Source organism: Brevibacillus sp. B_LB10_24 (genome assembly GCF_046036945.1).
In the GTDB taxonomy this organism is placed as follows: domain Bacteria; phylum Bacillota; class Bacilli; order Brevibacillales; family Brevibacillaceae; genus Brevibacillus_C.
In genome coordinates this window covers 1-20,936 of the sequence record NZ_JBJQOQ010000016.1, presented here as the reverse complement: position 1 = coordinate 20,936, position 20,936 = coordinate 1, and the positions used below count along the sequence as shown (strand labels likewise).

Genomic DNA, 20,936 nt, shown 5'->3' with positions numbered 1-20,936 from the left:
GCCTGCCCCCTCTTTACTCAGCTGTTTTAACAGGTACCCGATTATAGTGCTCCAGATAGATCATCAGGACGGAAATGTCAGCCGGATTTACACCTGGGATCCGTGAAGCCTGACCGATGTTTAGCGGGTGTACCTTGCTCATATTTTCCCGAGCTTCTTTTGACATACCCTTAATGTCATGAAAATTAATTTCCTCGGGAATCCGCTTCTCTTCAACCTTTTTCATTCTTTCCACTTGTTGCAGCGATTTTCGGATGTAACCGTCGTATTTTATTTGAATTTCTACCTGTTCTGCAACATCTGCAGGTACAGGCTCATGCGGGACCATTTGTGCGATGTGGATATAAAGTACCTCTGGTCTTCGCAGAAGCTGAGCCAAATCCATCACTTCTGTCAGTTCCGGTGAACCGATTTGTCTTAAAACTGCCTGAACTTTTTCGTTGTCAGGACGTACGCGCGTGTTAAAAATACGCTGCTTCTCCTGTTCGATCATCTCGCGCTTCTGTACAAAAGCCGCGTAGCGTTTTTCACTAATCAAACCAATCTCGTAACCGATATCCGTCAGCCGGAGGTCGGCATTATCATGACGCAATAGCAGGCGATATTCCGCCCGGGAAGTGAGCAAACGATAAGGCTCATTTACTCCCTTTGTCACCAGGTCATCAATGAGAACCCCAATGTAGGCGATATCCCGACTGAGAATAACAGGATCCTTCTCCTGGATTTTGCGGGCCGCATTGATCCCGGCCATTAACCCTTGAGCGGCTGCTTCCTCATAACCGGATGTTCCATTGATTTGTCCAGCGGTAAATAAACCAGGAATCCGTTTGGTCTCCAAGGTCGGCCAAAGCTGTGTCGGCAGGATGGCGTCGTATTCAATCGCATATCCTGGACGCATCATCTCTACCTTTTCCATCCCTGCCAGTGTTCGCAGCATGGAGAGCTGCACATCTTCCGGAAGGCTGGTAGACATTCCTTGCACGTACATCTCTTCCGTATGACGTCCCTCTGGCTCCAGGAACACCTGGTGACGCGGTTTGTCATTAAAACGGACCACTTTATCCTCTATGGAAGGGCAATACCTAGGTCCCGCCCCTTCGATTATCCCGGAGAACATCGGTGCGCGGTGCAAGTTGTCGTTGATGATCCCATGTGTTTCGCCGCTGGTATAAGTCAACCAGCACGGGAGTTGATCTTTGATAAATTCAGTCGTTTCGTATGAAAAAGCTCGCGGCTCCTCATCCCCTGGCTGAATCTCCATTTTGTCGAAATCTATGCTCCCCTTCAGTACCCTTGGCGGTGTACCTGTTTTAAACCGGACGATGTCAAAGCCTAATTCCTTTAAGTTCTGCGCCAGACGGATGGACGGGCGCATGTTGTTTGGACCGCTTTCGTACTGCAAATCGCCGAGGATGATTTTTCCCCGCAGATAGGTCCCGGTAGTCAACACAACCGCCTTCGCCTTATAGCGTGCTCCTGTCTGAGTCACGACTCCTTCACATACTCCGTCATTTACAATCAGTTCATCAACCATCGCTTGCCGCAGGATCAAGTTAGGGGTATTTTCTATAGTCTTCTTCATCTCTTGCTGATATAGGATCTTGTCAGCCTGAGCCCGCAGAGCATGTACAGCCGGCCCTTTCCCCGTGTTCAGCATCCGCATTTGAATATGGGTTTTATCGATGTTTTTGGCCATTTCACCGCCCAAGGCGTCGATTTCCCGAACAACATGTCCTTTTGCCGGTCCGCCAATGGAGGGGTTGCAAGGCATAAATGCCACTGCGTCCAGGTTAATGGTTAAAAGCAGCGTACTGCACCCCATTCTCGCCGCCGCTAACGCTGCCTCACAACCAGCATGTCCGGCGCCGATGACGATGACATCGTACTCTCCAGCTTCATACGTAACACTCATGTTGTTTCCTCCTATTTCCCCAGACAAAACTGGGAGAATATCTGATCGAGCAAATCCTCTCCAGCACTTTCCCCAACGACTTCGCCAAGCAGCTCCCATGCGCGCTTGATGTCAATCTGAACCATATCGATCGGCACCTGTTCTTCGATTCCCCTAATCGCGTCCTGCACCGTTTGCCCTGCTTGCCGAAGTAAATGAATATGGCGGGCATTGCTGACATAGGTAAGGTCTTCCTGCCCCGCGCGACCGGTGAAGAATATATGGGCAATCGCTTCCTCCAGTTGATCGATACCCGTCTCTTGTTTGGCGGATGTCATCACCTGCGGCTGCTGCGGGAAATGTTTCTTTACCTCATCCAGATCCAGGTGCTGCGGCAAATCTGTTTTATTAACGATAACGATGACGTTCAAGCCCTGCACTGCTTCAAAAATAGCGTAATCTTCCGAAGTCAGCGGCTCGTTGTGATTTAACACGAGCAGTACGAGATCAGCTTGCTGTAAAATACGCCGTGATTTTTCTACACCGATCTTTTCGACAATATCTTCCGTCTCTCGTATCCCGGCTGTATCGATTAAATGGAGCGGAACCCCGCGTACGTTGACATACTCCTCTATCACATCCCGGGTTGTACCCGCAACGTCTGTTACAATCGCCTTTTCCTCCTGCACCAGGCTGTTCAACAACGATGATTTTCCGACGTTGGGCTTACCTACGATCGCGGTAGACAATCCCTCGCGGAGAATCTTCCCCTGTTTTGCTGTTTGCAATAAACGTTGAATCTCTGACTGCACTTCCTTGCATTTGCCGAGCAGGAAGTTGTGTGTCACCGCTTCTACATCGTGTTCCGGATAATCCAGGGTCACTTCGATATGAGCCATCGCCTCCAGCAAATGCTGCCTGAGCGCCCGGATCAGTCTCGAGAGCTTTCCTTCCACTTGTGAAAATGCTACCTTCATCGCCCGATCTGTCTTTGAGCGGATAAAATCCATAACGGCCTCTGCTTGAGCCAGATCAATCCGGCCGTTGAGAAACGCCCGTTTGGTAAACTCACCGGGTTCAGCCAAACGAGCTCCGGCATTCAATATCAGCTCCAATACCCGTTGAACCGACATCAGGCCGCCATGGCAGCTCACCTCGACTACATCCTCTCGAGTAAAGGTCTTCGGTGCCTTCATCACCGATACCAAAACTTCTTCGATAACATCATCGGTTTCCGGATCAATGATCTTGCCATAATGGATCGTGTGCGTATCCACAGTGGATAACTTATGTTTTCCTCTATATATTTTGTCCACAATCTCTAGGGATTGCGAACCGCTGACGCGGATGACAGCAATACTGCCTTCCCCCATTGGCGTAGCAATGGCTGCGATGGTATCCATCTCCACTCTTTTTCACCTCAAAAGTAAGAAAAACATCAATTGAAGACCTCTCGAAGAAGTAGTCAAGTCCTTCTTTAGAGGAAGTTTTTCATGCAGGATAAGGATGTTTACTCAGGAAGAAATTCTTCTTATCCTGTAAGAAAAACATCAATTGAAGACCTCTCGAAGAAGGAGTCAAGTCCTTCTTTAGAGGAAGTTTTTCATGCAGAATAAGGCTGCGTACTCAGGAAGGAATTCTTCTTATCCTGTAAGAAAAACATCAATTGACGACCTCTCGAAGAAGGAGTCAAGTCCTTCTTTAGAGGAAGTTTTTCATGCAGAATAAGGCTGCGTACTCAGGAAGGAATTCTTCTTATCCTGTAAGAAAAACATCAATTGAAGACCTCTCGAAGAAGGAGTCAAGTCCTTCTTTAGAGGAAGTTTTTCATGCAGAATAAGGATGCTTACTCAGGAAGGAATTCTTCTTATCCTGTAAGAAAAACATCAATTGAAGACCTCTCGAAGAAGGAGTCAAGTCCTTCTTTAGAGGAAGTTTTTCATGCAGAATAAGGCTGCGTACTCAGGAAGGAATTCTTCTTATCCTGTAAGAAAAACATCAATTGAAGACCTCTCGAAGAAGGAGTCAAGTCCTTCTTTAGAGGAAGTTTTTCATGCAGGATAAGGATGCTTACTCAGGAAGGAATCCTTTCTTTTCCTGTAAGAAAAACCACTTCCCGCTGCACTTCCTAAATAATTAGGATATCACAGTTATCTCACAAATAACAGCGAAGAGAACAGCTTCCTGCACCTTCAAGATTCTCCCCCTGCTGTTATCCACAGTATGTTCGGATTCCTTACCTGCAAAACCTATCCACAGCATAGAATCTGAAAACCGCATTTACGCTTCCGGCCGCCAAAAAAAGCAAAAAAAAGAAGCCCTGCTTAGGCTTCTTTGGGTGCAACCACGATATACCGGCGTGGTTCCTCCCCTTCACTATACGTAGTGACATCTATCCGCTTTTGCAAGAAGGCGTGGATAATTTTTCGTTCGGAAGCGACCATTGGCTCCAATCGGACATTTCGCTTGGACTGGACTGCTTTTTTTGCCAGGCGATCGGCCAGCTGCTCAAGTGTTTCCTTGCGCCGCAAGCGATAATTTTCTACGTCCAGGATAATCCGGACATGCTTGTCGGCGTGACGGTTAGCTACGACGTTAACTAGATACTGTATGGCATCCAAGGTTTGTCCGCGGCGGCCAATCAACATCCCCAGGTTCTCCCCTTGGATGTCAAACAGTACGCCTTCCTCATGCGAACCAACCACGATATTTGCTTTTACATTCATCTTCTGAATCACATCTGCCAGAAAACGGCGTCCCTCTTCGACAGGGTCAAAGACAAATTCAACCTCCACCTTTGCTTCCCGAGAGCCGATGAATCCAAAAAGCCCTTTGCTAGGTTCTTCTAAAACCCGAACTGAGACGCGATCGCGAGAAACGCCAAGTTCCTGTATCGCTTTCTCAACAGCATCATCAATTGTTTTCGCCGCGGCCACCACCTTTTTCACTTGGCGGTCCCCTCCTTAGGTCTCAACTGCGTATCTTTATTCCTGTAAAGGAAATACGTTTGCACAATTGTAAAGAGATTCCCGTATAGCCAGTAGAGTGAAAGAGCTGCAGGCAGTGTTACCCCGATCGCCAAAATCATCAGCGGCATCATGATCATAAACATTTGCATTTGCGGATTGCTCGGCGTAACGGCACCCATCATTTTCTGCTGCAGATACGTTGTAAATGCAGCCAATACGGGAAGAATGTAGCCGTACCAACCTATTTCATTGGGATGCAACCCCAGCTGAATGCCGATAAACGTGCTTTTAAAAATTTCCGGTGTCCGAATAATCGCATGATAAAAGGCGATCAGAATCGGCATTTGTACGAGCAAAGGCAAGCAGCCGGCAAGCGGATTGACGTTGTTCTTCTGAAACAGTAAGACGGTCTCCTGCTGTGCCTTCTGCGGATCGTTCTTATGCTTCTCGCGAATTTTTTGCAGTTCCGGCTGCAGCTCCTGCATTTTTTTCGAGCTTTTAATCTGCTTGATCATAAGCGGCAGAATAATGAGCCGGATAATGACGGTAGCCACCAGAATGCCTAACCCGTAACTTCCGAGCAAGGAAGCAGACTCCTTGATTAACCAAGACAACGGCCAGACGAGGTACTTGTCCCAAAACGAAGTGGAATCCGGTCCGACGGGAGGAGCGTTTGTTACACTGGTACAGCCTGATAGGATCAGCATTAACCCTAATCCTAACAAGAGAAAAGTCAGGGTACGCCTTCTCAAAAGATGTTCCTCCTTTTAGAAATTCATAATCCTTTATCTATATCAGGAACAGGATCAATCCCACCTGGATGAAACGGATGGCATTTGGCTATGCGTTTCACGGCCAGCCATCCTCCCTTTAGGGCACCAAATCTACGAACCGATTCAAGCGCATAATGGGAACAAGTCGGAGCAAATCGACAACTGGGCGGTTTAAGGGGAGAAATGAACAACTGGTAGCCGCGAATCAACCATATAAAAATGGAAGACATGCCCTCACCCTCTTTTTTTCCTGTCAGTTTCAACCGATTTCAACACATGTGCCCGCTTCATGGCGTGGCGAAGAGCACTTTCCAGTTCCTGAAGGGTCAGCTTTTCTACACCCTGACGTGCAATGATAACGAGGTCTTTTGAATGCATAATTTGTTCTTCCAAATGGGCAATCGCCTGTCTGATCAATCGCTTTACCCGGTTCCGGACAACCGCATTCCCGATCTTTTTACTGACTGAGATCCCCGCGCGAAACCCGGATTGCTCCCGATTTGTCAATGCATAGATGACAAATTGCCGATTGGCAGCAGACTTCCCCTTCTGAAAAACAATCTGGAAGTCCTCATTTTTTTTCAAGCGATGTGAATGATGCAAGGTGAACAGCCCCTAACATCAACATTATAGTAAAAAAAAGAAGCCACATCCAGCCAGTATTCCCAAATTTCGTCCTCTTTTTTCTATAATGTTTAAACATCTTGCCTTTCTATATAGAAAAAAAAGGCCACGTTCATTGGTGGCCTATGCGGAAAGTACTTTTCTTCCTTTACGACGACGAGCTGCCAATACTTTGCGGCCGTTCTTCGTACTCATACGCTTACGGAACCCGTGATCCTTTTTGCGCTTACGGTTATTTGGATTGAAGCTAGGTTTCATTGCGTCACACCTCCGTCCCTTACAGGCATTCTTTCGAATTATAAAAAGTCTAGGGCAAAAAGTCAAGATATCTCCCGGCTTTGTTCAAATTCACCACAATGTAAATATCCCCAATTGATTATTTCCCGCGCTTGTGGATATTCTGATTATCCACATATTCAGATTTCCCCAGGAATATCTACAGCTTGTACACAAAATATAGGGGTGTTAACATGGCGTTTACACAAGTTGTTGTGTTTGTGGATAAGTTCAAAAAAACCATTGATAACACAGAGTTTATTTGATATCATGGTTGTGTTTTGAATCGTGAATAACCTCTGCTAACTACACTCTTTTCCACAGCATGTGGATAATCTTGTGGACAGATTTTCTTGCGTGTGAATGACTATTCACATGGCTGCGGATAATTGTCTTCTTTTTTTCACTTTTTCAGGCAAAATGAGATCCGGTCTATACTGAATTATCCACATTTTACGATAGAAGAAAAGGCCTTGCTGAAGCTCTTTCCAAGATGCAGTCAGGTCCTTCTTTTGAGGAAACGTTCCAAGCCGGATAAGGCAGTCTTAAGGAAGGCATGCTTTTTTATCCTGGAAAAAGCAAGACTGTTGGATCCCGTACTATTAAAGAAGGGAGGGATTTTTGTTGGACTCCACAATCACCGATCTTTGGCGAAAGGTACTGGCGAAGATTGAGAAGACTTTGAGCAAACCCAGCTTTGATACCTGGTTAAAAGCTACTCAAGCTACGACACTAGAGGAAGACGCCTTAATCGTAACTGCCCCAAATGAATTTGCCCGCGATTGGCTGGAAACCCGCTATTCTCCTTTAATCATCGATACACTCTATGAAACAACCGGGGTAAATATGAAAGTAAAATTCATCGTCCCCCAAGATTCCAGTGCCAATCATCAAGACGATCTGCCTGTTTCGCCCATAAAAAATTACAATCAATCGGTGATTTCTGACGATCAGCCACCCAGTATTTTAAATCCGAAGTACACGTTTGATACATTTGTCATCGGATCTGGAAACCGGTTTGCCCACGCTGCATCACTTGCAGTAGCGGAAGCTCCCGCCAAAGCGTACAACCCGCTGTTTATATACGGAGGCGTAGGATTGGGCAAAACTCACTTGATGCACGCGATCGGACATTACGTGATACAACATAATCCAACCGCTAAAGTTGTCTATCTCTCTTCAGAGAAGTTTACAAACGAGTTTATCAATTCCATCCGGGACAATAAAACCGTCGACTTCCGCAATAAATACCGAAACGTGGATGTTTTGCTGATTGACGACATCCAGTTTTTGGCCGGGAAGGAATCGACTCAGGAGGAATTTTTCCATACATTTAACGCGCTGCACGAGGAAAGCAAGCAAATTGTCATTTCCTCCGACCGTCCGCCAAAGGAGATTCCGACTCTGGAGGACCGGCTGCGCTCCCGCTTTGAATGGGGACTGATTACCGATATTCAACCTCCCGATTTGGAGACACGCATCGCCATCCTCCGCAAAAAAGCAAAAGCGGAGAACCTGGATATACCCAATGAAGTGATGATGTACATCGCCAATCAGATCGACAGCAACATCCGGGAACTGGAAGGAGCACTTATTCGCGTCGTAGCTTATTCTTCTCTGATAAACCGGGACATTGATACCCACCTGGCAGCAGAGGCGTTAAAAGATATCATCCCTTCTGCACGGCCCCGCGTGATTACGATTGCTGACATCCAGCGGGCTGTAGGAGAAGTTTTTAATCTCAAATTGGAGGATTTCAAAGCCAAAAAGCGGACCAAAACAGTAGCTTATCCGCGGCAAATCGCCATGTACTTATCCCGCGAGCTGACTGACGCTTCTCTGCCGAAAATCGGCAACGAATTTGGCGGGCGCGATCACACAACGGTCATTCACGCTCACGACAAGATATCGAAAGCCATTCTGGTAGACCAGCAGCTGCAATCTACGATCCAGGAATTGATGGAGAAATTGAAGACAAACAACTGACCTGTGAACAAAGAAAAAGCCTATACACAACTTATCCACATGTGTATAGGCTCTCTTTTTCCGCAAATCACGCGGATATCCACAAACTCACAGCCCCTATTACTATTTCTGTTATTATATTAACTAAGGATATACTTAAAGAACTCTTTCTTCATTCACACATACCAGCAATGGAGCGAAGAAGTATACCGCCCGAATAGATGGAGGTAATCGTAAAATGCAAATCACGGTTCAACGCGAAAAGTTAGCATTGGCAGTATCACACGTCATGAAGGCTGTCTCCGGAAAAACAACGATGCCAATCCTTACCGGCATCAAGCTAAAAGCGGATCAGGATGGATTAACGTTGACCGGGAGTGATTCCGATATTTCCATTGAGGTGAATATTCCGCTTGAAGAAGCAGATGAGTGGGGTGTTACTGTTCACCAGCCTGGAAGCGTCGTCTTGACCGCGCGGATCTTCAGTGAGATCGTTCGCAAATTACCGGGAAACGAGATTCACATGCAGGTTGACGAACGACTGGCAACCGTCATTCGTTCTGGACAAGCGGAATTTACCATTAATGGAATGAACTCGGAGGAGTTTCCGCAGCTATTGCAAATTGAAGATGATAAATCATTTAGCGTTCCCAGTGACTTGTTAAAGACCATGCTGCGTCAAACCTCCTTTGCCGTCTCCACTACCGAAATGCGCCCGATCTTGACGGGAATCATGTGGTCGCTGGAGGAAGGGCAGCTACGATTTGTCTCCACGGACAGCCATCGTCTGGCCAGCCGGTCGGCGAACGTGGAATGCCCTGCCGAACTGCGCTTTCACAATATTGTTGTACCGGGTAAAAGCTGTAATGAATTAGTAAAAATTCTCGACGATGAGCAGACGTTGGTAGACATCGTCGTCGGGGAAAACCAGATTCTCGTGAAGGCCAACCACATTCTGTTCTTTTCTCGCCTGCTGGAAGGAACCTACCCGGACACTTCCCGGATTATCCCGCAGACGAGCAAGACAGAGATCGTCTTTCAAACGAAAGAGCTGCTGCAAGCCATTGAACGGGCTTCGCTGCTCAGCCGGGAAGGAAAGACGAACGTGGTTCGACTGGCTACACTTCCGGGCGGAAACATCGAAATTTCCTCCAATGCTCCCGAGATTGGCAAGGTAACGGAGGTTGTGGCAGCCAAGTCGTTGGACGGAGAAGAACTAAAAATCTCGTTTAATGCAAAATATATGATAGAGGCACTTCGGTCGATTGACAGCGCCGAAATCAAGGCCAACTTTACCGGGGCCGCCAGTCCGTTCATTCTTCGTCCAACCGACCACGATTGGATCCTGCACTTGATCTTGCCTGTTCGCACGTATTAGTTTGACAACGGAGGAGCTGCTACATGGAGAAGTCAGTGTCAATTCGCACGGAATACATTCCCCTTGGTCAATTCTTAAAGCTGGCCGGTGTCATTGACACAGGAGGAATGGCGAAGCATTTTCTCGCGGAGGTCCCGATTGCCATCAATGGCGAACGGGATAACCGCCGCGGACGAAAGCTCTATCCCGACGATGTCGTAGAGATTGAGGGGTACGGGATATTCAGAGTTACACGGCAGTGAGAGGAGAGCAATCCTTTGTTCTTGCGGGACTTGGCATTAACGAACTATCGGAATTACGGGTCACTTTCGCTTTCGTTTGACGAGCGGATTAATTTAATCGTCGGCAACAATGCCCAAGGGAAAACGAATTTGCTTGAATCGATCTACGTACTTGCCTTGGCAAAGTCCCATCGTACGGCCAAAGATAAGGAATTGGTCAGCTGGAGTGGGGATTTTGCTGTCATCCGCGGCCTGGTTGAACGGCGTTACGGCTCTACCCGTTTGGAGATCCAATTGACGAACAAAGGGAAAAAGGCCAAGGTAAACGGACTGGAACAGCGGAAGTTAAGTGAATACATCGGCGCTCTCAACGTTGTGATGTTTGCTCCAGAAGACCTCGCCATTGTCAAGGGAGCTCCGGCACAACGGCGGCGGTTTCTGGATATGGAAATTGGCCAGGTTTCCCCTGCCTACCTGTACCATTTGAGTAATTACAACAAAGTTTTGGCGCAGCGAAACCAGCTTTTAAAAGATATTGCGATAAAAAAAGGCCAATCTTCGGAAATTCTTTTAATTTGGAATACCCAACTAGCTGAATTAACGGTAAAATTGTTGAAGAAGCGTTTTGAGTTCATCCGCAAGCTGGAATCTTGGGCAAGGGATATCCACGCGGGCATCACCGATGGCAAAGAGACGCTTTCTTTGCATTATATAAACTCATCACCTGTAACGGATGAGATGGAACCTCACACCGCTGCCCAGCAAATCCTGGCCGCTCTGGATCAACTATTTGAGCGGGAAAAGCTTCGCGGAAGCACACTGATTGGTCCTCACCGTGATGATTTCTCACTCCAGATCAATGGAATTGACGTGCAAGCGTACGGTTCTCAAGGACAGCAGCGCACCACTGCCCTCTCATTAAAGCTGGCCGAAATAGAACTGATCAAGGAAGAGGTCGGGGAATATCCGATCCTTTTGCTTGATGACGTCCTGTCGGAATTAGACGAACATCGGCAAACACTGCTGCTTGAAACGATCCAGGATAAAGTCCAGACGTTTGTAAGTACGACGGGTGTGGAAGGCTTAAAACATCAGGTATTACAGCATGCAGCCCGATATGAGGTACAAGAAGGAAAAGTTCGCATGGAAGGGTAAGGTGGTAGGCGTGTTCATACACATCGGGGGGGATACGGTGGTGTTTTCCAAGGACGTCATCTCAATCCTTGACCATCAATCCGTGAAGACTTCGAAAATCACGAGAAAGTTTATTGAAGACGAACGGAAAGTAAAACACTTTGTCGATCACAGTACGGATGAGACCAAATCCTACGTCATCACGAAGGATGCTATCTACTGTTCACCGATTTCTTCCCTGACCCTGAAGCGACGTGCTCAGTTTGTAGATAGTCTGGACCAGTTTCCTTCTGTACAAACTGACCTTGAGGAGTTGACATAAAATGGAGCAAACAACGCAACAGAATTACGATGCCAGTCAGATACAGGTACTTGAAGGTTTGGAAGCAGTCAGGAAACGGCCAGGCATGTACATCGGATCCACTTCAGGCCGAGGATTGCATCACCTCGTCTGGGAGATCGTCGACAACTCCATTGACGAGGCGCTGGCTGGGTATTGCGATGACATTCACGTCTATATTTGTCCCGACAATTCCATCACAGTCACTGACAATGGTCGCGGGATTCCCACCGGGATTCATGAAAAAACAGGCAAATCGACTGTCGAAACCGTACTGACGGTTCTTCACGCCGGCGGCAAATTCGGCGGCGGCGGATATAAAGTCTCGGGTGGATTGCACGGCGTCGGCAGCTCCGTCGTAAACGCTTTGTCGGAGTGGATGGAAGTAGAGGTAAAGCAAAACGGCAGCGTCTACTTTATGCGGTTTACCCGCGGCGTTCCGGAAGCGGACCTCGCGGTTGTCGGCGAATCGGACGAGACCGGGACAAAGGTATCCTTTAAGCCCGACCCGGAAATTTTCACGGAAACGACTGTATATGAATACGAAATCCTGCAGAAGCGCATCAGGGAACTGGCCTTTCTCAATAAGGGACTGCGTATTTCCCTTGAAGACCAACGCCCCGGCCAGGAAAAGAAAGAAGTCTTTCACTACGAAGGGGGAATTATCTCCTTCGTTGAGTACCTCAATAAGAACCGGGAAAAGCTGCATGACGAGGTCATCTACTGTGAAGGTGAAAAGGACGGACTGCAGGTAGAAGTTGCCCTGCAGTACAACGACAGCTACGTCAGCAACATCTATTCGTTCGCCAACAATATCAATACGCAAGAGGGCGGCACGCACGAGGTAGGATTCAAAACCGCCCTTACCCGTGTAATCAACGATTACAGCCGGAAGTTCAACCTGTTGAAGGAAAAGGATGCCAACCTTCAGGGAGATGATGTTCGCGAAGGAATTACAGCGATCATCTCCGTCAAAATTCCCGATCCCCAGTTTGAAGGTCAGACGAAAACGAAGCTGGGGAACTCGGAAGCGCGGGGGATTACGGAATCCATCTTCGGCGAGCGGTTTACCAAATTTATGGAGGAAAACCCCGCCGTTGCCAAAAAAATCGTCGAAAAGGCTTTGATGGCGGCAAGGGCTCGCGAGGCGGCCCGCAAGGCTCGCGAGGTGACTCGGCGTAAAAGCGCACTGGAAGTAGGTTCGCTGCCGGGAAAACTGGCCGATTGCTCCTCCAAGGATGCTTCAGAGAGCGAACTGTTCATCGTTGAGGGGGATTCGGCAGGAGGTTCAGCCAAGTCTGGACGCGACCGCCACTTCCAAGCGATCCTGCCTCTGCGCGGGAAAGTCCTGAACGTTGAGAAATCACGGTTAGATAAGATTTTGAGCAATAACGAAATCCGCGCGATCATCACGGCGCTCGGTACGGGTATCGGCGAGGACTTCGACATCAGCAAAGCCCGCTACCACAAGACGATTATCATGACCGATGCCGACGTGGACGGTTCACACATCCGCACGCTGCTGCTGACGTTCTTCTTCCGCTACATGCGGCCGTTGATTGAACAAGGGTATATCTATATCGCCCAACCGCCTCTGTACAGCATCAAGCAGGGAAAGACGCTCCATTATGCGTACAGCGACCGGCAGCGCGACCAGGTGCTGGCCGGCTTGAAAGAAGTGCCGAAACCCTCTGTCCAGCGTTACAAAGGTCTCGGTGAGATGAATGCCGAACAGCTGTGGGATACGACGATGGACCCGAATACCCGCACGCTGCTGCAGGTTAGCCTGGAAGACGCGATGGATGCGGATATGGTGTTTGAAACCCTGATGGGCGATGAAGTTGAACCGCGCCGCGAGTTTATTGAGGAATTCGCGAGAAACGTCCGGAATTTGGATATCTGATCATTTTTTATCGAAATCCATGTAATAGCAAAAAACTTGGTTATCGGAAGGATAACGGTTACTTTTACGTTGCCTTTCATAACCAAGTTTTTTTTGCCAAAGGGAGCGGGTTTACTTAAAATTGCCTCCCAGCACGTCTGAGACATGTTCAATGGCGATAAACGCTTTTTTGTCAAATTCCTGGACGATCGCCTTCAGCTTCGCCACTTCCAGACGGTTGACCACACAGAAAATAATCTGGGTGTCTTCCTTGCTAAAACCACCCTTCCCATAGAAGAAAGTGGTGTTTCGCCCTAACCGGTCCATGATCGCTTGTGAAATCTCCTCGTATTCGCCCGATATAATCGTCACTGACTTCGATTCATCCCATCCTTCCACGACCACGTCCATTACTCTGGAAGCGATGTAGTACGTAAAGATGGAGTACATGGCAGAATCCCAGCCAAAGACAAAGCCGGCTACGATGAAGATAAACACATTGATGAACATGATAATTTGTCCAACGGGGATGTTCGTTTTTTTGGAAATCAGAATGGCTACGATCTCTGTTCCGTCTAGTGAACCGCCGAATCGCAGTACGAGACCAACACCTAAACCGAGAATCAAGCCGCCGAACAGGACTGCAAGAATTTTCTCATTGGTGAAAGGCTGAACATCGTGCAGTAACGCCGTCGATACAGACATCACAGCGATGCCGTACAGGGTTGAGAAGGCAAAGGTTCTGCCGATTTGTCTGCGGCCCAAAATGAAGAAAGGGAGGTTCAGCACGAAAATAAAGATCCCGAGTGAAACCGAGGTCACTTTAGATAAAATGATCGATACCCCGGTGATTCCGCCGTCGATAATTGCATTCGGCACGAGAAATACCTCTAATGCGAGGGCCATTAATACGGCCCCAAGGGTGATAAAGATAAACTTTTGCAGGAGTTCGATTGGTGTCAGTTTCTTTTCGACATGTGCCATTGTGTAGAAACTTCCCCCTTTGTCGTCGTCATCAGAGACTAGATGCGAGAGAAAACATGTAAATTATGCCCATTCTTTTTTGAAAAAACTCAACCCAACTCCACAGGGGAAGTTGGGTTCCAGCTCTAGCAATGCGGATAGCTTGCCAATTGGCAGATTGAAAGTGACGTTCATGCTTGCCGATATTTTCGTATGCGAAAATGATCGTTTAGCAGCACCCAATTTTGCGGAAAGGGAAAGCCTAATTCCCAGTAACTAATACCGCGCAGATCATACTCCTGAACCAGATTAAACTTGGCCAGGGCGCTTCGGGCATCTTCAAACCAGACTTCATGGGAACGACCTTGTTCGTCGGTGTACCGATAAAACGGGGATTGGGAGCTTTGGTCGTACTGGATTTCAACGCGGTGTTGAACAGCCAGGCGAATCGCTTCCTGCATGCTGAACGTCCTTGCTTCCTGGCCCCGGACATGCGGCAGGAGCCAATCACGTGCATACAATTCAAACCCCATCAGTATCTTATCTTTAGGAATAACAGTCGTGGCGTAATCAAGGACGGCACGGATCTGGTCAATCGGCGAAATGGCTTGGGGAGGGCCGAGTCGATACCCCCACTCGTACGTCATCAGTACGACGAAGTCAAGAATTTCCCCGTGTACGGGATAATCTTGAGCTTCGTACAACAAACCCTTTTGTTCCCCTGACGCCTTGGGGGGAAGAGCAGAGGAGACAAAAAAACCCTCGGCGTGCAGACGATCTGCCGTTCGTCTCAGGAATTGGTTGTAAAGCTGGCGATCATTGGGGTAAACGTTTTCAAAATCGATATTTAAGCCGCGGTACCCCTTTGTTCGCATCGTGTTCACGATATTTGTCAACAGCCGGTCTTGCCGTTGTGGGCTGCTAAGGACGTCGTGGGCAACATCTGAACCAACCTCTTCGGCAGAAAAATTGGCGATGGTCATCACCGGAACCATCTGGTTGGATACAGCTGCCTCAATGACTGCGGTATCAGGGATCGATACCAGACTGCCGTCACTTTGGATCCGGTAGGCAAAAGGACTGATGTAGGTAAGCGACCGGTTGAGGTAACGGAGCTCCTCAACGCCGGCTTGGCCAAATTGGCTGGTAAAGGCATTCACTTCGATCGCCGGTTTAGGCTTATCCGGTATTTTTAACACGTTCCCCGGGTAGATAAGGGCAGGGTCCAACATTTGATTGGCTATGGCAATCGCTTGAACAGTTGTACGATACTTCTGGGCGATCTGCCAAATCGTTTCGCCAGGTCTGACGAAATGTGAAATGGGGATGGTCAGGACCTGTCCCGGATAGAGGAGGGCCGGACTTGTCAGTTGGTTGGCCTCTGCAAGTTCTTGTACAGAGACTGCGTACCGCTGGGCAATAACAAACAGATTGTCGCCCGGTTGGACAACGTATTCACGCTCTGGTTCGGGAATCAGCAGTGCCTGACCCACCAGCAATAGATTGAACTCTGGCAGTTGGTTCAGCACAGCAATTTGGTTAACATCCACGCCGAAGCGCTGGGATAAAAGCCATAGGTTCTCTCCTCTTTGCACGACATGTATTTGCACGGACGTACCTCTCTTTCTTAATAGCACTTAGGGTACTTTATTCCGCGAATGTTCCGTATGTTCCATGCCGGGAAAGAGGCCGGCAAAGACCGGTTAAGGCTGGATTCATGTGGTAATAACTGGATATAGGCTCCCGTTTGAAGCAAACGAGGCTTTTCCGGTTTCCTCGGAGACAACCAAGACGATGGCATCACTCCGCTCCGATAAGCCAAGGGCTGCCCGGTGACGAGTGCCAAGCTTCTCCCCTTCGTTTGACCAGTGGGAAAGCGGAAGGACGTTTGCCGCCGATACAATCTGGTTGGACTGGATCAGGACGGCCCCATCATGGAGCGGGCTGCCCGGAAAAAAGATGGATTCTAGCAGCGAGTGGGAGATCGTGGCTCCGATCGGAATCCCGTGTTGAATCAGATCTTCAAGCGGGTCGCTCCGCTGAACGACGATCAAAGCGCCATACCGTCGTGCCGAGAGGTTCTGGATGCTGATCGATAGATCCAAATATTTATCTGTAAACGGCGAGAGGTAGCAATTTAGATAAAAGGTAGCAGCCGCAGATTCAATCTGGATAAATTTTTCCCTGATCTGCTCAAATTTGCCGAGCAAACATTTTTTGTCTTGATCCAGGCCTACCAAGCTTTGTTGAATATCGAAAAGGATTTGTTCCAAGTCTTGTTTGATCTGCTGTTTCATGGGAGAGAAATCACAGTCTGCCATTTTCATGCTTATCCCTCGATTCATTGTTGGCTGATGTGCTATCATAAGAGTATTGCCTTTCACTTATGTTTCTATATTTCCTGGTTGGCGGGTCCCACGTGCGGCCGCCAAGCTTGTATGGACACGAGGTGGCATCAGCCCCTCGTTTATTGTTCCCAACTTTAGCGGTCATTCGTGTTTTGGACGGGGTATATCATTTTGTGATATAATTAACTATTGTTGAATACCTTTTGGAGGTTTATCGTTTATGGCAGAAGAAACGTCTCGGTTTCCAAAAGTAGATATTAGTCAGGAGATGCGAAGTTCGTTCATTGATTACGCAATGAGCGTTATTGTCAGCCGTGCTTTGCCTGACGTACGGGATGGCCTGAAGCCGGTTCATCGTCGCATCCTTTATGCAATGCATGACATGGGTCTCACTCCGGACAAGGCGTTTCGTAAGTCGGCAAACGTAGTCGGTGAAGTAATGGCGAAGTATCACCCTCATGGAGATTCCGCCATTTATGAAACCCTCGTGCGTTTGGCACAAGATTTCAATATGCGTTACATGCTGGTTGAAGGACAGGGGAACTTCGGCTCCGTTGACGGCGATCCGGCAGCGGCCATGCGTTACACAGAGTCCAGAATGTCCAAAGTAGCCCTTGAACTTCTTCGCGATATTGATAAAGATACGGTCGATTTCGTTCCCAACTACGACGGACGCGAAAAAGAACCGGTCGTTCTTCCTTCCCGGTTTCCCAATTTGCTTGTAAACGGCGCGTCCGGGATTGCGGTGGGAATGGCTACGAACATCCCTCCTCACAACTTGGGTGAAGTAATTGACGGTGTTATCGCGATGATTGACAACCCCGACATTACGATCCAGGAGTTAATGAAAATCATCAAAGGCCCTGATTTTCCGACAGCGGGAGAGATTCTCGGCTACAGCGGAATCCGCAAAGCATATGAAACAGGGAAAGGCTCCATCGTCATGCGGGCGAAAGCGACGATCGAGGAGCACAACAGCAAATCCCGCATTATCGTGACGGAAATCCCATTCCAAGTAAACAAGGCAAGATTGATTGAAAAGATCGCCGAATTGGTTCGGGAGAAAAAGATCGACGGCATTACTGATTTGCGTGACGAGTCTGACCGCAGAGGGATGCGGATTGTCATCGAGCTTCGCCGCGACGTGGTTCCGAAGGTCGTACTGAACAATTTGTATAAACAGACGCAAATGCAGAGCACTTTCGGTGTCAATATGTTGGCACTGGTAGACAGCCGTCCGCGTGTGCTCAATTTGCGCGACCTGATCTACTACTATCTGGAACACCAAAGAGTAATTGTTCGCAGGCGTACCGAATACGAATTGAGACAGGCAGAAGCGCGTGCCCACATATTGGAGGGTTTACGCATTGCGCTTGATCACATTGACGAGATTATCAGTCTCATTCGCGCTTCCCGGACAGCTGACGAGGCAAGGGAAGGGCTGATAACGAATTTCGGTCTCAGCCACGAACAGGCGCAAGCGATCCTCGATATGCGTCTCCAGCGCTTGACCGGGTTGGAGCGGGAAAAAATCGAAAACGAGTATCAAGAACTGGTCGCCAAGATTGCCGAATTGCGTGCGATTCTCGCTGATGAACAAAAGATTTATCACATTATCAACGAAGAACTGTCCGAAATTCGCGGAAAATACGCTGACGAGCGCCGGACCATGATCACCTTTGACGAAAACAGCATTGAAGATGCTGACCTCATTCCCGAGGAAGACGTGGTGATCACCTTAACCCATGGCGGATATGTGAAACGCTTGCCTGTTTCCACCTATCGCAGCCAAAAAAGGGGAGGCAGGGGCATCCAGGGCATCGGGACGCGGGATGATGACTTTGTCGAGCATCTCTACATCACCAATTCCCATGACTTCCTGATGTTCTTCACCAATAAGGGGAAAGTATACCGGTTAAAAGGGTATGAGATCCCTGATTTGAGCCGAACGGCCAAAGGTACGCCGATCATCAACCTGATTCAAATCGAAAAGGGAGAACGCGTCAGCGCTGTGATTCCGGTGAAGGAATTCCGGGAAGACAATTACCTTTTCTTTGCAACGAAAAAGGGGATAGTCAAGAAGACTGAGCTGTCGTCATTTGAACATATTCGCAGGGTAGGGTTGATTGCGGTTAATCTGCGCGAAGATGACGAGTTGATCGGTGTTCGCCTTACGGACGGCAACCAGGAAATCATCATGGGCACCAAACTGGGGATGTCGGTGCGATTCCCGGAATCTGACGTTCGCACGATGGGGCGGGCCGCCACGGGTGTAAAGGGAATAACCCTTGATGATGCCGATGACGTCATTGACATGGACGTTGTCAAACCGGATGCCGACGTTCTTATCGTTACCGCCAAAGGCTACGGTAAGCGAACGCCAATCTCCGAGTACCGCATTCAATCTCGCGGCGGCAAAGGGATCAAGACTCATAACGTGACAGATCGAAGCGGCCACGTGGTAGGCTTGAAGGTAGTCGAGCCTAATGAGGACTTAATGATCGTGACCGTAGCGGGCATCATTATTCGCCTTGAAGTAAAAGGCATTTCTACCATGGGACGCTACACCCAGGGTGTAAAATTGATCCGCCTGGGCGAAAATGAAGAAGTTGGTTCTGTCGCCAAGGTTACGGCAGAAGAGGACAGCGAGATCGATTCACACCCGGAAGAATACCCGGAAGATGGGGAATCAATCGCAGACGATGAGAATACGCAAGAAGAGTAGCTTGATCTGACTGCAGAAGGAACGGTTTCCATTACGGTGCCGTTCTTTTTTGTATGCAAGAGGGAATGGCAATCTTCCTCTTGTAAAATAGACCTAAGCAATTGATGTTTTAATAGGTAAATAGTACTATAACTATAGAGTGGATACAGCAAATTTTAAGTCTTAAAGCCTGGGGGTTCCTTATGCCTGTCATTGCTATAAAAAACTCAATGGGATTTTGTTTAGCTGAGGATGTTTATACTTCGCTTGGCGGATTGTTATTCCATAAGGGAACTTTGGTAAAGGAAAGGGAATTAGAGATTCTGGAAGCGTTCAAGATTTCAGAAGTTACAGTGGAAGAATTGGCGTCCCAAAAACAAGAGGAAGTCAGAAAAGACGAGGTCGAATCTTTAAAGCCGGTTGATCTAGAGTTTATCCGCAGTTATAAAGAGGCGGTACAATTATTTAAAAAGTTAATGATTCACGTAATGGGCGGCCAAACGATTCCGGTTATGGACGTAAGGAAAATTCTCACTCCCCTGCTTCCCATTGTTCAGAACCATCCGAATCTGTTAATGCAGCTTCCGCAAGTGTCTAACGAGGAAGAATACGTCTGTGAACACTCTGTTGCGGTAGGGCTGCTGTCATTTATGATCGCCAAGTGGATGAAGCTTCCGCAAAATGAGTGGGTGCAGATCTCTCTCGCAGGAATTCTCCATGACATAGGCAAGACAAAAATCGATCCAAAGGTTTTATGGAAATCAACACAATTGACCGCAAGTGAATATGAGGAAATGAAGAAACACACCGTATACGGATATCAATTGACAAAAGGGGTTTCCGGGTTAAGCGAGGGAGTTGCGCTTGCGGCCTTGCAACATCATGAAAGGGAAAACGGTTCCGGATATCCTCTTGGGCTAGTCGGCAATAAACTTCATATTTACAGTAAAATTGTAGCAGTAGCCGAGGTTTACCACGGCATGTGTTCCGACCATCTATATAAAAAAGGAGTCTCTCCGTACCAGGCAGTTGAACAGCTTCTCAAGGATAGTTACGGAAAGCTGGACCCGGCTGTAGTACATACTTTCGTCAACGGGCTTACTCAGTTTTCCGTCGGGGCTACCGTTGAACTGACAGACGGTTCAATTGGGAAAATCATTTTCGCGGACCGCAACAATCCGACCCGCCCTATGGTGGAGTCAAACGGCAGGGTGATTAATTTAGCAGAGGTGCGGCAGCTGTATATCAAAAGGATTGTCTAGGAGCATGTAAAAAAGTTGTTGCTTTTTCCTATCAAGCTGTGATACTATTTAAAAGTTGCTGTTTGAGAGATTCCAGAAAAACTTTTTTTAAAAAAGATATTGACTTTCGTGAGTCAAATATGCTATATTAATAAAGTCGCTTCTGACAAAGCGGCAACGATAAAAATGCTCTTTGAAAACTGAACAGCGAAGCGTTTTAGTGAGTA

18 protein-coding genes are annotated in these 20,936 nt (G+C 47.9%); 8 read left to right on the top strand and 10 right to left on the bottom strand.

All coding sequences use genetic code 11. The annotated features are described in order from the left end of the window. Nucleotides 1-13: 13 nt before the first annotated feature. The 7 genes from mnmG to rpmH form a co-directional block, all read right to left on the bottom strand. Nucleotides 14-1,912 (bottom strand): tRNA uridine-5-carboxymethylaminomethyl(34) synthesis enzyme MnmG, encoded by a 1,899-nt coding sequence (mnmG, locus tag ACI7RC_RS15460; protein WP_408109126.1) that lies wholly within the window; start codon nt 1,910-1,912, stop codon nt 14-16. Nucleotides 1,913-1,923: 11 nt separating this feature from the next. Further along, nucleotides 1,924-3,300, bottom strand: a complete 1,377-nt coding sequence (gene mnmE, locus ACI7RC_RS15455) for a tRNA uridine-5-carboxymethylaminomethyl(34) synthesis GTPase MnmE (protein WP_408109125.1) — start codon at nt 3,298-3,300, stop codon at nt 1,924-1,926. Nucleotides 3,301-4,215: 915 nt separating this feature from the next. After that, nucleotides 4,216-4,839, bottom strand: coding sequence for an RNA-binding cell elongation regulator Jag/EloR (jag, locus tag ACI7RC_RS15450; protein WP_408109124.1), 624 nt, complete (start codon nt 4,837-4,839; stop codon nt 4,216-4,218). Then, entirely contained in the window at nt 4,836-5,612 is a 777-nt protein-coding gene (yidC, locus tag ACI7RC_RS15445; protein WP_408109123.1) for a membrane protein insertase YidC, read from the bottom strand. The genes jag and yidC overlap by 4 nt, the downstream gene beginning before the upstream one ends. Nucleotides 5,613-5,635: 23 nt before the next feature. Then, entirely contained in the window at nt 5,636-5,863 is a 228-nt protein-coding gene (gene yidD, locus ACI7RC_RS15440) for a membrane protein insertion efficiency factor YidD (protein ID WP_408109122.1), read from the bottom strand. A gap of 4 nt (nt 5,864-5,867) precedes the next feature. Then, complete coding sequence (gene rnpA / locus ACI7RC_RS15435) at nt 5,868-6,236, bottom strand: ribonuclease P protein component (protein WP_408109121.1); 369 nt, start codon at nt 6,234-6,236, stop codon at nt 5,868-5,870. 144 nt (nt 6,237-6,380) lie between these two features. Beyond that, nucleotides 6,381-6,515, bottom strand: a complete 135-nt coding sequence (gene rpmH / locus ACI7RC_RS15430; RefSeq protein WP_003388866.1) for a 50S ribosomal protein L34 — start codon at nt 6,513-6,515, stop codon at nt 6,381-6,383. A gap of 642 nt (nt 6,516-7,157) precedes the next feature. Here rpmH and dnaA point away from each other — a divergent pair. The 6 genes from dnaA (at nt 7,158) to gyrB (ending at nt 13,474) form a co-directional block, all read left to right on the top strand. Further along, nucleotides 7,158-8,519 carry a chromosomal replication initiator protein DnaA gene (gene dnaA / locus ACI7RC_RS15425; RefSeq protein ID WP_408109120.1) on the top strand — a complete coding sequence of 454 codons (1,362 nt, stop codon included), beginning with the start codon at nt 7,158-7,160 and terminating at the stop codon, nt 8,517-8,519. A 217-nt stretch (nt 8,520-8,736) separates the two neighbouring features. Further along, nucleotides 8,737-9,876 (top strand): DNA polymerase III subunit beta, encoded by a 1,140-nt coding sequence (dnaN, locus tag ACI7RC_RS15420; RefSeq protein ID WP_408109119.1) that lies wholly within the window; start codon nt 8,737-8,739, stop codon nt 9,874-9,876. Between the two features lie 23 nt (nt 9,877-9,899). After that, nucleotides 9,900-10,118, top strand: coding sequence for a S4 domain-containing protein YaaA (yaaA, locus tag ACI7RC_RS15415; RefSeq protein ID WP_408109118.1), 219 nt, complete (start codon nt 9,900-9,902; stop codon nt 10,116-10,118). A 15-nt stretch (nt 10,119-10,133) separates the two neighbouring features. Next, on the top strand, nt 10,134-11,252 hold the full coding sequence (gene recF / locus ACI7RC_RS15410; protein ID WP_408109117.1) for a DNA replication/repair protein RecF: 1,119 nt from the start codon (nt 10,134-10,136) through the stop codon (nt 11,250-11,252). A gap of 10 nt (nt 11,253-11,262) precedes the next feature. Then, on the top strand, nt 11,263-11,553 hold the full coding sequence (gene remB / locus ACI7RC_RS15405; protein WP_408109116.1) for an extracellular matrix regulator RemB: 291 nt from the start codon (nt 11,263-11,265) through the stop codon (nt 11,551-11,553). Nucleotide 11,554: 1 nt separating this feature from the next. After that, nucleotides 11,555-13,474, top strand: a complete 1,920-nt coding sequence (gyrB, locus tag ACI7RC_RS15400; protein WP_408109115.1) for a DNA topoisomerase (ATP-hydrolyzing) subunit B — start codon at nt 11,555-11,557, stop codon at nt 13,472-13,474. A gap of 111 nt (nt 13,475-13,585) precedes the next feature. On the opposite strand, the gene ACI7RC_RS15395 is transcribed toward gyrB, so the two are convergent. From ACI7RC_RS15395 to cdaS, 3 genes are all read right to left on the bottom strand, one after another. Continuing rightward, nucleotides 13,586-14,437 (bottom strand): YitT family protein, encoded by an 852-nt coding sequence (locus ACI7RC_RS15395; protein WP_408109114.1) that lies wholly within the window; start codon nt 14,435-14,437, stop codon nt 13,586-13,588. A gap of 170 nt (nt 14,438-14,607) precedes the next feature. After that, nucleotides 14,608-16,026 (bottom strand): LysM peptidoglycan-binding domain-containing protein, encoded by a 1,419-nt coding sequence (locus ACI7RC_RS15390; protein ID WP_408109113.1) that lies wholly within the window; start codon nt 16,024-16,026, stop codon nt 14,608-14,610. 105 nt (nt 16,027-16,131) lie between these two features. After that, nucleotides 16,132-16,743: a sporulation-specific diadenylate cyclase CdaS gene (gene cdaS, locus ACI7RC_RS15385; RefSeq protein WP_408109112.1), complete on the bottom strand. Its 612-nt coding sequence runs from the start codon at nt 16,741-16,743 to the stop codon at nt 16,132-16,134. Nucleotides 16,744-16,984: 241 nt separating this feature from the next. Here cdaS and gyrA point away from each other — a divergent pair, with 241 nt between their 5' ends. Together gyrA and ACI7RC_RS15375 are read left to right on the top strand one after the other, a co-directional pair. Next, nucleotides 16,985-19,489, top strand: a complete 2,505-nt coding sequence (gyrA, locus tag ACI7RC_RS15380) for a DNA gyrase subunit A (RefSeq protein ID WP_408109111.1) — start codon at nt 16,985-16,987, stop codon at nt 19,487-19,489. A 182-nt stretch (nt 19,490-19,671) separates the two neighbouring features. After that, nucleotides 19,672-20,730: an HD-GYP domain-containing protein gene (locus ACI7RC_RS15375; RefSeq protein WP_408109110.1), complete on the top strand. Its 1,059-nt coding sequence runs from the start codon at nt 19,672-19,674 to the stop codon at nt 20,728-20,730. Nucleotides 20,731-20,936 lie beyond the last annotated feature (206 nt).